This is a genomic window from Azospirillaceae bacterium (genome assembly GCA_028283825.1).
In the GTDB taxonomy this organism is placed as follows: domain Bacteria; phylum Pseudomonadota; class Alphaproteobacteria; order Azospirillales; family Azospirillaceae; genus Nitrospirillum.
In genome coordinates, this window is record JAPWJW010000001.1 from 2141513 (window position 1) to 2155618 (window position 14106).

General features: G+C 67.0%; 10 protein-coding genes. 5 read left to right on the forward strand and 5 right to left on the reverse strand.

Annotated features, from left to right (window positions below; all coding sequences use genetic code 11):
• Positions 1 to 133 precede the first annotated feature (133 nt).
• Entirely contained in the window at positions 134 to 2062 is a 1929-nt protein-coding gene (locus PW843_08655) for a tetratricopeptide repeat protein (protein MDE1146679.1), read from the forward strand.
• 14 nt (positions 2063 to 2076) lie between these two features.
• Here the strand turns inward: PW843_08655 and PW843_08660 are convergent, their stop codons facing one another.
• A complete protein-coding gene (locus tag PW843_08660) occupies positions 2077 to 2592 on the reverse strand; it encodes a TIGR00645 family protein (GenBank protein ID MDE1146680.1) in 516 nt (171 codons plus the stop codon).
• Between the two features lie 101 nt (positions 2593 to 2693).
• Positions 2694 to 3440, reverse strand: coding sequence for an EF-hand domain-containing protein (locus tag PW843_08665; protein MDE1146681.1), 747 nt, complete (start codon positions 3438 to 3440; stop codon positions 2694 to 2696).
• Positions 3441 to 3915: 475 nt separating this feature from the next.
• Here PW843_08665 and PW843_08670 point away from each other — a divergent pair, with 475 nt between their 5' ends.
• The 4 genes from PW843_08670 (at position 3916) to PW843_08685 (ending at position 7826) form a co-directional block, all read left to right on the forward strand.
• A complete protein-coding gene (locus tag PW843_08670; GenBank protein MDE1146682.1) occupies positions 3916 to 4899 on the forward strand; it encodes a VacJ family lipoprotein in 984 nt (327 codons plus the stop codon).
• Between the two features lie 226 nt (positions 4900 to 5125).
• Entirely contained in the window at positions 5126 to 5737 is a 612-nt protein-coding gene (locus PW843_08675) for a MarR family winged helix-turn-helix transcriptional regulator (GenBank protein MDE1146683.1), read from the forward strand.
• Between the two features lie 370 nt (positions 5738 to 6107).
• Positions 6108 to 6674: a hypothetical protein gene (locus PW843_08680; GenBank protein MDE1146684.1), complete on the forward strand. Its 567-nt coding sequence runs from the start codon at positions 6108 to 6110 to the stop codon at positions 6672 to 6674.
• Positions 6675 to 6765: 91 nt separating this feature from the next.
• Positions 6766 to 7826, forward strand: a protein-coding gene (locus PW843_08685) for an IS630 family transposase (GenBank protein ID MDE1146685.1) whose coding sequence is annotated in 2 segments (ribosomal slippage) — positions 6766 to 7258 and positions 7258 to 7826 — 1062 coding nt in all. Because the reading frame shifts where the segments join, the coding sequence is not laid out codon by codon here.
• A 121-nt stretch (positions 7827 to 7947) separates the two neighbouring features.
• On the opposite strand, the gene dnaE is transcribed toward PW843_08685, so the two are convergent.
• The 3 genes from dnaE to ahpC all read right to left on the reverse strand — a co-directional run bounded on the left by dnaE (position 7948) and on the right by ahpC (position 13992).
• A complete protein-coding gene (gene dnaE, locus PW843_08690; GenBank protein MDE1146686.1) occupies positions 7948 to 11436 on the reverse strand; it encodes a DNA polymerase III subunit alpha in 3489 nt (1162 codons plus the stop codon).
• Positions 11437 to 11611: 175 nt separating this feature from the next.
• The gene (ahpF, locus tag PW843_08695; GenBank protein ID MDE1146687.1) at positions 11612 to 13174 is read right to left on the reverse strand and encodes an alkyl hydroperoxide reductase subunit F; all 1563 of its coding nucleotides are present in this window, start codon (positions 13172 to 13174) and stop codon (positions 11612 to 11614) included.
• A gap of 254 nt (positions 13175 to 13428) precedes the next feature.
• Entirely contained in the window at positions 13429 to 13992 is a 564-nt protein-coding gene (ahpC, locus tag PW843_08700; protein MDE1146688.1) for an alkyl hydroperoxide reductase subunit C, read from the reverse strand.
• Positions 13993 to 14106 lie beyond the last annotated feature (114 nt).

The window sequence follows — 14106 nt, forward strand, 5'->3', positions numbered from 1 at the left end:
TTTTAGTTAAACGATGCAAACGTTGGAAACTGGCGCGCCAATTGCGCATTTCCGCAACCGCCATGCAGCGTTGGCGCGGGATCGCGCGCGCCGCCACACTGCAGGCTGGGGTCGTGTCGGGATAGTGGGCATCATGAAGCAGTCAAGGCCGGGGAAATTGGCCAAGGGTCGGGCAGCCGGCGGGGCAGCGGGGGACCTGGCCGCCCTGTTCACGCAAGCCGTCAACCATGACCGCGCCGGCCGGCCGGCGGAGGCGGAAAAGCTGTGCCGCCTGATCCTGCGCCGCCTGCCCGACGAGGTGCCGGTGCTGCATCTGCTGGGCCTGGTGCTGTGCAAGATGGGCCGGCTGGTGGATGGTGCCCAGATGCTGGGCCGGGTCATCGGCCTGGCCCCCGGCCACACCGCCGCCCTGAAGTCCCTGGGCGATGCCTTCCACGGCCTGGGCCGCGGGACCGACAGCGTCGCCGTCTATCGCCATCTGGCGACCCTGCAGCCGGACGACGCCGACACCTGGGTCCGCCTGGGCATCTCATTGCAGGAGACGGGCCAGGCGGCCGACGCCGCCGACGCCTTCCGCCGCGCCCTGACGCTGGCGCCGGGGTCGCATGAACTCATGGTCAACCTGGGCATGGCGTTGGAGGCCCAGGGCAAGGCGGACGAAGCGCTGGCCGCCTATGCCGCCGCCGGCCGCGCGGTACCCGACCACGCCCCGGCCTTCCTGGGCATCGGCAACATCTTCGCCCAGCAGGGACGCGGACAGGACGCCATCGCCGCCTATTCCCATGCCCTGACCCTGGCGCCCGATTGGCCGGAGGCCCTGACCAACCTGGGCCTGGCCCTGCAAACCGCGGACCGGCTGGACGAAGCGGTGCAATTGCACCGCCGCGCCGCGACCCTGGCGCCCGACTATGTCAACGCCCATGTCAATCTGGGCACCGCCCTGCAGTTGCTGGGCCGGGGGGATGAGGCGGTGGCAAGCTACCGGCGCGCCGTCGCCCTGGAACCGGCCCACGCCGCCAACCTGTCCAATCTGGGCCAGGCGCTGGCGGAACAGGGAAAGGTGGATGAGGCCCTGGCCGTCCACGCCCAGGCGGCGGAACGGGCCCCGGCCGACCCAGTGGTGCGTTTCAACCAGGCGCTGACCCATTTGCTGGCCGGCGATGACGCGCGCGGCTGGCCGCAGTACGGCTGGCGCTGGCGCGGCGGCGTGCCCAACCTGAAGGACCGGGGCCTGCCCATGCCGGAATGGCAGGGGGAGGATCTGGCCAGCCGGACCCTGCTGGTCCACGCCGAACAGGGCCTGGGCGACACGCTGCAATTCATGCGTTTCCTCAGCCGCCTGCCCCCTGCCGGCCGGGTGGTGTTCGAGGTGCAGGCCCCCCTGGCGCCCCTGCTGCGCCAGGGCCTGGACGCGCCGGGCATCGAGGTGGTGACCCAGGGCCAGCCGCTGCCGCCTGCCGACCTGCACCTGCCGCTGATGAGCCTGCCGCACCGGCTGGGTGTTGCGGACGAGGCCGGGCTGGCGGCAACCGGACCCTACCTGGGCGTGGCCGAGGCCGACGCGGCCCGCTGGCGGGCGGCCCTGCCCGCCGACCGTCTGAAAGTGGGCGTGGCCTGGTCCGGCAATCCCCGCCACCGCGCCGACCGGCTGCGCAGCATTCCGCTGACGGATTTGGCGAAACAGTTGGAACCGGTGCTGACGGCGCGGCCGGACGTGGCGCCATACGCGGTGCAAACGGACCGGCGCCCCGGTGATGCGGCGATACTGGATCGGATGGGCGTGGCCGCGCCGGAATTGGCGGACTTCACCGATACCGCCGCCTTGGTGGCCAACCTGGATCTGGTGATCACCGTGGACACGGCGGTGGCCCACCTGGCGGGCGCCCTGGGCCGCCCGGTGTGGCTGCTGCTGCCCTTCGCCCCCGACTGGCGCTGGCGATTGGGGCGGGACGACACGCCCTGGTATGCGGCCACGCGCCTGTTCCGTCAGGAGAGGCAGGGGGATTGGACGGCCCCGCTGGCCCGGGTGGCGACGGCGCTGACCACCGTCCAGCGGGTTTGAGGCACGGGCGGCCGTCAGTGGCCGTCGTTCTGCAGCTTGTGGGCTTTTTCCGTCAGGTAATCCATCAGCGCCAGCAGCACGCCGGACGCCACGAACACCACGTGGATGACGGTCGACCACATCATTTCCCGGTCGCTGTAGTCGTTCACGCTCATGAAGGCGCGCAGCAGCTGGATACCGGAGATGGCGACGATGGAGGCGATGAGGCGCAGCTTCAGCCCGCCGAAATCCACCTGCCCCATCCATTCCAGGCGATCGGCGTGGGCCGCCACGCTGATCTTGGACACGAAGTTCTCATAGCCCGCGAAGATCACCATCAGCACCAGGTTGGCGATCAGCGACAGGTCGATCAGCGCCAGCAGGCCCAGGATGATGTCGTGCGTGCCGACTTCGGTAATGTGGCTGCACAGGTCGTACAGTTCATGGACGAAACCGGCCAGGGGCAATATCAACGCCACGACCAGCCCCAGGTATAGGGGGGCCAACAGCCAGCGGCTGGCGAACAGCACGCTTTCAATCAACCGAACCATGCGCTTCCTGCGTGATGGGGCGCCCGGCACGGGCACCGATAGGTGAGGATATGGGCGACCTTAACGGTTTTGGCCGCCGGCGTCGCCCCTTACCTCATCCCTCACATGCCGCCGGGGCCGCCGCCCATGCCACCCCCGCCACCGGGACCGCCGCCCATGCCGCCACCGCCGCCGTGATGGCCGCCACCCATGCCGCCCCCCGGCTCGCCGCCGCCATGGCCGCCGCTGCCGGGTTCCTGCACGGTCAGGTCGGCCTTCTCCACCTCATCAAAGGTCAGCTGGCCGTCATGATCGGCATCGATGACATCGAACAGGGCGCGGGCATAGGTGCGGAATTCCTCACGCGTCACGCGGAAGTCCAGGTTGGTGTCGGCCGCCATGATGGGGTCGACGCCGCCCCGGCCGCCCCCCATGCCAGGCCCGCCACCGGGCCCACCGGGCGGCGGGCCGCCATTGGGGGCGCCGTCAGGGCCGCCGTTGGGGGGCGGGCCGCCGGGGTGGCCGCCATGGCCGGCCTGGGCCATGCGGTCGGCCTGGCGGACCTGCTCCAGTTCCGTCACGTTCAGGGCGCCGTCGCCGTTCAGGTCGTAGTGGGTGAAGACCGCGTCGGCCTCGACCTGGAATTCGTCGCGCGACAGCTTGCCGTCCTGGTTGGCGTCCACGCGGGCGAACCAGGCGCGCAGCGTCGCCTTGGCGGTGTCTTCCGACGTGGTGCGGCCCAGGCTCTGCCCCAGGGGCGTGTTGACGTTGTAGAAGACCTTGTGGCTGGAACATGCCGCCACCAGCGCCAGCCCGCCCATCAGGACCGGACGGATCAGATGCCGACGAAACCGGAGGCGATGATGCATGGCGTGTTCCCTCATGTTGCGCAAAACGCGTTGGCAGGCCTGGGGCGTCAGGGGGCGCGGGCGGGCGCGTCCGACAACGCCGATCCGCCCTTATACGGCCGAAATGCCGCACCTTGTCGATGATCCGCGGCCACGGCAGCCCCGCCGCCCCCATGATTTGAGCCGCCCCGTTGGTAAACAAGGGTTTTACAACGCCCCCCAAATGGCAAAGCGGCCATGCGCGCGCGACAACAGGCGCCCTGATTTTCCCGTTTTGAGGCAGCGTACAGGTCGGTATGGTTAAATCCTGGTTGGGGGAGACAGGTTGGGTCACCACCAGCGTATCTGGCAGGGGAATGCGCGCAGCGCCGCACGCCTCCGGTCATTTGCGTCGATTTATTCGTCATCCCCCGTTTTTCGTCACAGCGCGGGTTCCCGCGTTGCTTCACCTTGGCTGCTTCAGCCGTCCTGTCCCGCCACTGGAGGCATCCGCCCGATGCTGCGTCCCGGTTTCACCGCTTCTCGTGACCGTTCTGTTTCGCTCATGCCCGTGACGCCGCCCGCCGGTCTGCGCCTGGGCCTGAAGGCCGCCCTGCTGGCGGGCCTGCTGGCCCTGCCCCTGACGCTGCCGGCCGGCGCCCGCGCCCAAGAGGCGACGGCGCCCCTGGACGAAACGCAGGCGCAGCCGTCGACCGTGCCCGCGGCACCCATGGCCATCGATCCGGCGCCGGCTGAGTCGGGTGCTGGCGAGCACACGGAGGTGGCCGAGGCCAAGACGGCCGAGGCGCGCGCCGCCATCGCCGCCGCCGAGCAAGAGGACGCCAACGACCCGCTGGAGGGGATGAACCGCGCCATCTTCTGGTTTAACGAAGGCCTGGACACCGTGCTGCTGCGCCCAGCCGCCAAGGTCTACCGCACGGTGGTGCCCGACTTCGCCCAGGACAGCATCCGCCATGCGCTGTGGAACCTGCGGTCGCCCCTGACCCTGGCCAACAAGCTGCTGCAGGGCGACTGGGACGGTGCCGGTGTCGCGGCGGAACGCTTCGTCATCAACACCACGGTCGGCCTGGGCGGCCTGATCGACGTGGCGGGCGATCACGGCCTGACCTACGAATATGAAAGCTTCGACCAGACACTGGCCGTCTGGGGCGTGCCCGAAGGCTTCTACCTGGTGCTGCCCATCCTGGGGCCGTCCACCGCCCGCGACGCCGTCGGCTTCGGTGTCGAGGCCTATGCCGACCCGGTGTCCCGCTACCTGGAAAACATCCACGACGATTGGGCCGCCTATACCCGCGCCGGTGTCTATGCCGTCGACCTGCGGTCCCAGTACCTGGACGTGCTGGACGACATGAAGCGCAACAGCGTGGACTATTACGCCACCATGCGTTCGCTGTACCGCCAGCGGCAGAACAACTACATCAACAACGGCAAGACCGATCCGGACCAGTTCCCGTCCATCCCGGATTACGACAGCAAGTAAGCCGGTCCGCCGGGGCAACACGCCGCCGGCCGTGAACGAATCGTCCTGGTACGCCCAAGACCCGGCGCGCGGAGCCCCCGCACGCCGGGTCTTGTGCATTTGTGCCCATGATGCCAATCATTGTGGTCACAAGCATCCCGATCCCAGGTCCCATGGCCCCGGGATCGGATCAAATACCGCGAACAAGACCCCCCGAAGACGGGGTCGCACCAGGACAGGAAACACCATGCCCCCTAACCGGCCCCAGCCGGCCACCGCGTCAACGGCGCCGGTGACCGATCCCAGCCCACACGCTACGACCCCGCACGATGCGGTGACATCCACCGCCGCCAAGCTGGACGTCAGCCGCTATGTGCCGGCCGCGCTGAACATCATCGCCAACAAGCTGTCGAGCGGCGCCTCGCGCCTGTACTTCAAGCATTTCGGCGTTGGCGTGGTGGAATGGCGCATCATCGTGCACCTGATGGCCGAACCCTGGTGCACCGCCGCCCGCATCTGCCAGCTGATCGGCATGGACAAGGCCGCCGTCAGCCGCAGCTACGCCCTGCTGGAAGAACGCGCCCTGATCCAGTTCCGCCCGGCGGAACCCCGCGGGCGCGAGGCGGCGCTGACCCAGGCCGGACGGCAACTGCACGACCGCATCCTGGTGATGGCGCTGGAGCGGGAGCGGCGGCTTCTGGCCGACCTCAACCCGCGTGAGGTGGAAACGCTGATCACCCTGCTGGGCCGCCTGATGGGCCGGGTGCCGCATGTGAACGCCTATGACCCGGCGCCGGAGGACTTGGCCGCCCCGGAAACGGCGCGCCAGGACGAACGGCTGCCGGAACCGGCCGACTGACGGCCGGCCTTACCTGCCCCCTTCCCCGTATCCTGGTCCCAAGACATCACGCCCCGTCGGCCCCGCCGGCGGGGCGTTTCATGTTTCAACTCGGCGGCACGAATGCCCAGGCATCGCCCCGGGACCGGCGGGTTTCAGCCAAACGGCGGCCACAATTTCCCGGCTATAAATAACGGGTGAGACAATCCAAATATTCAACTAACCATCCAGCCCACCAACAAACCACCAACGGATTAATGACGTCGCCCCACTGAGTCTCATGCCAGCCAGAGATTCTTTCAGGACTCTCTGGAACTCGGTGCCGACCTTGGGCGTTCATGAATTCGAGGCACCCTGTTGGGCCCGGCTGATCGAAGATTAGGAGATGGACATGCGGATGCACCTTTTCGCCGCCACGTTGCTGGCGACCGGCCTGATCGGCGGCGTCGCCGCCGCGCAAACCAACGATCCCAACGAAGCCATTCCCCAGCCGGAGGCCAACGCCCCGCCCCCCGCCCCCGTGGGTGACGAAGGCGCCATCGGCCCCGCCACGACCACCACCAGCTATTCGTCGTCCAGCTACGAGAGCAACACGGTGACGGTGCGGCCGCGCAGCTACATGTCCACCGGCACCGGCAAGGTGCAGACCGCCATGAAGCCGGGCGACACCGTGCCCAAGCCGGTGTGCCTGCCCGACAGCAACACCACCCCGCACGTCTGGGCGGCCCCCGTGGTCTTCGGTATGCCGCAGGCCCGTGGCAACCTGCACGGCATCGACACCTGGGTCGAGGACCGCGGCGGCAACTGGGTGGTGAAGTCCACCATGGTCGCCGGCGAGGGTGATGCCCCGGTCAGTGACCAGGGCCAGGGCGGCTGGGTCGAGATCAGCACCATGTGCGCGACCCCGGACGTCCCGGACAGCACGCACGCTGGTTCAGCCCAGACGGCCATGAACTAATACCAACGAGCGCTGATGGCGACTCTCGCTAAGGGGATTCCCTTCGGGCTGATTTTCTGATTCACCAGAGCAGGCAAAGAGGAGGCTTGCGATGGGTTCGGCAGTTGAGGTTCGTTCGGATTATTCAGCGGCGGCTTTGCGCCAATTCGCGCGCCGATGCGGCGATGCTGACCAGGTTCGGCGGTTGTTGGCCCTGGCGCAGATCCTCGACGGCCGGAGCCGGGGTGAAGCGGCCAGGACGGCTGGTGTGACGCTGCAGATCGTGCGGGATTGGGTTCTTCGTTTCAACGCGGATGGCCCGGACGGCCTGGCTACACGCAAGGCGCCCGGCAAAGTGCCGTTGCTGAACGATACACAGCGCGCGCGCCTGGCCGCGGCCGTCGAAGCCGGGCCGATCCCGGCCGTGCATGGCGTCGTGCGCTGGCGGCTTGTCGATCTGGCCCAGTTGCTGTGGGATGAGTTTGGTGTGTCGGTGACGCGCTTCACCCTTGGCCGCGAATTGCGCGCGCTGGGCTATCGCAAGCTCTCGGCCCGGCCGCGCCATCGCGGCCAGAAGCCCGAGGACATCACCGATTTTAAAAAACCTTCGCAACCCGCCTGGCGGGCATCCGGCACCACCTCCCGCCGGGAACGCCCATAGAGTTGTGGTGGCAGGACGAGGCGCGGATCGGCCAGCAGACCGAGTTCACCCGGCGTTGGGCCAGGATTGGTACCAGGCCGTCAGCACCGAAGGATCAGCGCCGGACCTCGGCCTGGATCTTCGGCGCCATCTGCCCCGCCGAGGGCAAAGGGGCCGGCATCGTCATGCCCCGCTGCAACACCGCCGCGATGAACAGCCATCTCCAGGAAATCGCCGTCCACGTCGCGCCGGGCGCGCACGCCGTCCTCATCCTTGATCAGGCCGGTTGGCATAGCTCGGCCGAACTCATTGTGCCAGCCAACATCACGCTCATGCCCTTGCCGCCCCGCTGCCCGGAACTCAACCCCGTCGAAAACCTCTGGCAGTTCATGCGCGACAACTGGCTCTCAAATCGCATCTTCCAGAACTATGACGACATCGTCGAGCACTGCTGCCACGCCTGGAACAAACTCGTCGAACAGCCTTACCGCATCATGTCCATTGGACGCAGGCAGTGGGCACATGGGTCGTAATTAACGCTCTTTGGTATAACTTCTGGGAAATCTGTGATGAAGGGGCGGTCCATCCGGGCCGCCCTTTTCATTTGGCTTTGAGGCCCCTCAAACGCCGGGCGCCGCCATCCGGCGGCTGGCCTCAGATATCCTGGACATCCAGCACGCCGGGAATGGCGCGCAGGGCCGACCGGCTGGCGCTGTTGATCTGATAGGCCTGGGGCAGCACCACCTCCACCTCCAGCCGGTCGATCTCCACCATCAGGTGGATCTTGCCCCGGCCGGAGGGCATGCGCTGCAGCACCGACTGCAGGCCCGCCACCGGTTCCTGGTCCTTCAGGGTCAGGCGCAGGCCGGACGCCACGCGGGCGACCTCATCCTCCAGCAACTGCACCGTGCTGCCGGTCAGGCGCAGTTCCTCGCCGTTCTGCTGCACATCGACCGTCATCATCACGGCCTTGCCCGGTTCCAGATGTTCACGCGCCGGCGCCAGCGCCTCGGAGAACAGGGTCACCTCATAGACGCCGGACGCATCGGACATGCCGATGAAGGCGAAGCGGTTGCCGCTTTTGGCCGTGCGTTCCTGGCGGGCGACGACGATGCCGGCCATGCGGTAGCGGGTGGAACCGCCGCCGCGCGCGATGATGGCCGGCAGGTCGGCGAACCGCACCACCTTCAGCTTGGCCAGGGGGGCGGCGAAGGCGTCCAGCGGGTGGGCGGACAGGTAGAAGCCGATGGCCTCGAACTCATGCCGCAGCTTTTCCAGCGGTTCCCAATCCACCACCCGCGGCAGTTCCGGCGCCTTCAGCGGGGCCGACGCGCCGAACAGGCTGGCCATGCCGCTTTCCTTCTCCGCCGCCTGGGCCTGAGCGTAGCGCAGCATGATTTCGATGGCGGAATGAACCTGGTGGCGGTTGGGCACCAGGCTGTCGAAAGCGCCGGCGGCGGCGAGATTCTCCAGCTGGCGCTTGTTGATGACCTTGTTGTCCAGGCGGCGGGCGAAATCGAACAGGTCGCGGTAGGGGCCGTTGGCGTCGCGCTCCGCGATCACCGCCGCCATGGCGGGGCCGCCCACGCCCTTCACCGCCGCCAGGGCGTAGCGCACCGCGCGCTCGCCATTGACCATCTCCACCCGGAAGATGTCGCCGGATTGGTTGATGTCCGGCGGCAGCAGCTTGATCTTCAACCGGTCCAGTTCCTGGCGAAACTGGTTCAGCTTGTCGGTATTGCCCAGATCCAGCGTCATGGACGCGGCCATGAACTCCACCGGGAAATTGGCCTTCAGATACGCCGTCTGGTAGGCGATCAGGGCGTAAGCGGCGGCATGCGACTTGTTGAAGCCGTAGCCCGCGAACTTGTTCACCTGGTCGAAGATCAGGCCGGCCTGTTCCGAATCCACCCCGCGCGCGGTGGCGCCGTCGATGAACTTGGACCGCTCCTTCTCCATCTCCTCCTTGATCTTCTTGCCCATGGCGCGGCGCAGCAGGTCGGCGCCACCCAGGCTGTAGCCCGCCAGCACCTGGGCGATCTGCATCACCTGTTCCTGGTAGACCATGATCCCGAAGGTTTCCTTCAGGATGGGCTCCAGCGAGGGATGCATGTAGTCAGGTTCTTCCTGCTTGTCCTTGACCTTAATGTACTTGGGGATGTTGTCCATCGGGCCCGGCCGGTACAGCGAGACCAGGGCGATGATGTCCTCAATGCGATTGGGCTTCATGCGGCGCAGCACGTCGCGCATGCCCGAACTTTCCAGCTGGAACACGCCCGAGGCCTCGGCCCGGCCCAGCAGCCTGTAGGTCTTCTCGTCGTAGAGGTCGAGGTTCAGCAGGTCCAGATCCGGCTGGCGCGGGCGGATCAACTCCACCGCCTTCTGCAGCACGGTCAGGGTCTTCAGACCCAGGAAGTCGAACTTCACCAGGCCGGCCAGTTCCACATACTTCATGTTGAATTGGGTGACCGGCATGTCGGAACGCGGATCGCGGTACAGCGGCACCAGCTGGTCCAGCGGCCGGTCGCCGATCACCACGCCGGCGGCGTGGGTGGAGGCGTGGCGGTACAGGCCTTCCAGCTTTAACGCCACGCCGATCAGGCGGTCCACCGTCTCATCCTGGCGGCGCATCTCCTGCAACAGCGGCTCACCATCCAGGGCCTGTTGCAGGGTGACGGGGTTGGCCGGGTTGTTGGGCACCATCTTGCAGATGCGGTCCACCTGGCCATAGGGCATCTGCAGCACACGCCCCACGTCGCGCAGCACGGCGCGGGCCTGCAGCTTACCGAAGGTGATGATCTGCGCCACGCGGTCGGTGCCGTACTTGGCCTGGACGTAACGGATCACCTCGTCCCGGCGGTCCTGGCAGAAGTCCACGTCGAAGTCGGGCATGGACACGCGTTCGGGGTTCAGGAAGCGTTCGAACAGCAGGCCGAAGCGGATGGGGTCCAAGTCGGTGATCAGCAGCGACCAGGCGACCAGCGAACCGGCGCCCGAACCACGGCCCGGTCCCACGGGGATGCCGTTGTCCTTGGCCCATTTGATGAAGTCCGACACGATCAGGAAGTAGCCGGGGAACTTCATGCGCTCGATGACGGACAACTCGTAATCCAGCCGCTCGCGGTAGCGCTTTTCCGTGTCGGCCTTGGCCTCCGCGTCCATCTCGGGCGTGAAGACGTAGCGTTCCAGGCGGAAGGTCAGGCCGTCATGCGCCTGGGCGTGCAGTTCCTCCGCCTCCGTCCGGCCGGCCTCGGTGGGGAAGTTGGGCAGGATGGGGTTGATCTTGCGCGGCATGTAAGCGCAGCGCTGGGCGATCACCACCGTATTGTCCACCGCCTCGGGCAGGTCGGCGAACAGGTCGCGCATCTCCTGCGCGCTCTTGAAATAATGGTCGGGCGTCAGGCGGCGGCGGTCGTCCTGCATGATGAAGCTGCCGGTGGCGATGCACATCAGGGCGTCGTGCGCCTCGTACATGCCGGCGTCGGCGAAGTAGCAGTCGTTGGTGGCGACCAGCGGCAGGTCGTGGGCATAGGCCAGGTCCACCAGCGGGCCTTCGATGCGCGCCTCCGCCCGGCCGATGGGGCCGTCGCCATGGCGCATCAGCTCCACATACAGGCGGTCGGGGAACAGGCGCTTCAGTTCCAGCAGAAGCTCGGTCGCGGCCGGTGTCTGGCCTTCCAGCAGCAGGCGCCCCACGCCGCCGTGCAGGCCGCCGGTCAGGGCGATCAGGCCCTCGGTATAACCTTCCAGCCCGGCCATGGACACCTGGGGCTCCAGCCCCGGTTCCGTTTCCATATAGGCGCGGCTGATCAGTTCCATCAGGTTGTCGTAACCCTTGGCGCTCTGTGCCAGCAGCACCAACTGGTCCGCGCCGAAGGCGCCGGGCCGCTGGGCCCCACGGGTGTTGGCGGCGGGGCCCCAGCGGCCGATCCACATCTGGCAGCCGACGATGGGCTGCACGCCCGACTCCGACGCCGCCATGGCGAATTCCAGGCTGCCAAACAGGTTGCCGGTATCCGTCACCGCCACCGCCGGCATGGCGTTCTTGGTGCACAGCTTCACCAGTTCCTTCACCTTGATCGCGCCCTCGGACAGCGAATAGGCGGAATGGGTGCGCAGATGGATGAAACCGGGGTGCGACATGGGGCGAGGGGTTCCGGGGTATCGGGATCAGGATGTGAGTTTACGAAGACGGCGGTGGTGGCGTCACGCGTCGTGTGACCATGGCCGATTCCCCAAATGAAAACGCCCGCCTCAGGGTTAGCCGGCCGTAGCCGGCAACCCCGAAGCGGGCGCCCCACGTTTAAAAAGACGCGACTCAGGCGACCTTCACCGAACTGCGGATCATGTGGTCGAAGGCGCCCAGCGAGGCCTTGGCACCCTCGCCCATGGCGATGATGATCTGCTTGTAGGGCACGGTGGTCACGTCGCCGGCGGCGAACACCCCGGGGACCGACGTGTCGCCGTGGTGGCCCACGATCACCTCACCCCGCTGCGTCAGCTCGACCGTGCCGCGCAGCCAGTCGGTGTTGGGCAGCAGGCCGATCTGGACGAAGATGCCTTCCAGCGCCACGCGGTGCGTCTCACCCGAGGCACGGTCCTTGTAGACCAGGCCGTTCACCTTCTGGCCGTCGCCCGTGACCTCGGTGGTCTGGGCCTGGGTCAGGATGGTGACGTTGGGCAGGCTTTTCAGCTTGGTGATCAGCACGGCGTCGGCGCGCAACTGGCTGTCGAACTCCAGCAGCGTGACGTGAGAGACGATGCCGGCCAGGTCGATCGCTGCCTCGACACCGGAATTGCCGCCACCGACCACCGCCACGCGCTTGCCCTTGAACAGGGGGCCGTCGCAGTGCGGGCAGAAGGCCACACCCTTGGTTTTGTACTGTTCCTCCCCCGGCACCTTCATCTCGCGCCAGCGGGCGCCGGTGGCGATGATGACGGACTTGGCCTTCAGCGTGGCGCCGCTTTCCAGCGTCACCTGGTGCAGGCCATCGACGGTGGCCAGCGCCTTGGCGCGCTGCTGATTCATGATGTCCACGTCATAGCTGCGGACATGTTCCTCCAGCCCGCGCACCAGCTTCGGCCCTTCCGTCGCGGTGACGGAGATGAAGTTCTCGATGCCCAGCGTGTCCATCACCTGGCCGCCGAAACGCTCCGCCACGATGCCGGTGCGGATGCCCTTGCGAGCGGCGTAGATGGCGGCCGCGGCACCGGCGGGGCCACCGCCCACCACCAGCACGTCGAACGGGTCCTTGCCGTCGATCTTGGCGGCCTCACGGGCGACGGAGCTGGTGTCCAGCTTCGCCAGGATTTCCTCAAGCTCCATCCGGCCCTGGCCGAAGGGCTCGCCGTTCAGGAAGACGGCCGGCACGCCCATGATCTGGCGCTTGGTCACCTCATCCTGGAACAGGCCGCCGTCGATCATCTCATGGCGGATGCGGGGGTTCAGCACCGACATCAGGTTCAGCGCCTGCACCACGTCCGGGCAGTTGTGGCAGGTGAGCGAGATGAAGGTCTCGAAATGGAAATCGCCCTCGATCGCCTTGATCTGGGCGATGACCTCATCCGAAACCTTGGGCGGATAGCCGCCGGCCTGCAGCAGCGCCAGGACCAGCGAGGTGAATTCGTGGCCCATGGGCAGGCCGCTGAAGCGGATGCCGATGTCGCCGGCGGGGCGGTTGACGGTGAAGGACGGGCGGCGGCCGGGGCCGTCCACGTTCTCATTGATGTTCACCAGGGGGGAGGCCTCGGCGATATCTGCCAGCAATTCCATCATCTGGGTGGAGGCGGCGCTACCGTCGGGGAAGGCAACGATCTCGATCGGCTGCTTCGCGCGCTCCAGATAGGCCTTCAATTGCGCTTTGAGGTTGGCGTCCAACATCGGATCGGGCTTTCTTGGCAGAAATTAGCGGAAGGGGCGGGCAAGGAGAGAGCGTTACCGGGAACCACGGAAGGGCCCGGACCTATCTCGAAACGTAATGTTCAGAACGGCGTGTTCAAGCGGGACGGACCAGGCGACCCGGAAGCGGCGCTCAGGCAAGGTACAAAAGCCCGAGGGCGACCGGGGGTGCCACCGCACCCCCGGAAGGGGCCGGGACGCAAACCGTCCCGGCCCGACGTCAGACGACGTCTGGATCAGATCTTGCCGACCAAGTCCAGCGACGGCTTCAGGGTCTCGGCGCCATCGGTCCACTTGGCCGGGCACACTTCGCCGGGGTGGCTGGCGACGTACTGGGCGGCCTTCACCTTGCGGAGCAGCTCGCTGGCGTCACGGCCGATGCCGTTGTCGTGGATCTCGCACAGCTTGATCTGGCCTTCGGGGTTGATCACGAAGGTGCCGCGCAGGGCCAGGCCCTCTTCCTCGATCAGGACGTCGAAGTTGCGGGCCAGGGTGGCGGTCGGATCACCGACCAGCGGGTAGCCCACCTTGGAAATCGTGTCGGAGGTGTCGTGCCAGGCCTTGTGGGCGAAGTGGGTGTCGGTCGACACGCCGTAGATCTCCACGCCCAGCTTCTGGAATTCGGCGTAGTTGTCGGCCAGGTCGCCCAGCTCGGTCGGGCACACGAAGGTGAAGTCGGCCGGGTAGAAGACAACCACGGACCACTTGCCCTTCAGGTCGGCCTCGGTCACCGGAACGAACTTGCCGTTGTGGTAGGCGGTGGCCTTAAAGGGCTTCACTTCGGTATTGATCAGGGACATCTCTAATTCCTTGGTTGGTTAATTGAGATTATTCGTGGTTGGTTTCGGCGGGGCTGCCGGGTCGCGGGGGGCAACCGCGCCCTGCCGACACCCAGGACCATATCGCCATCTTAG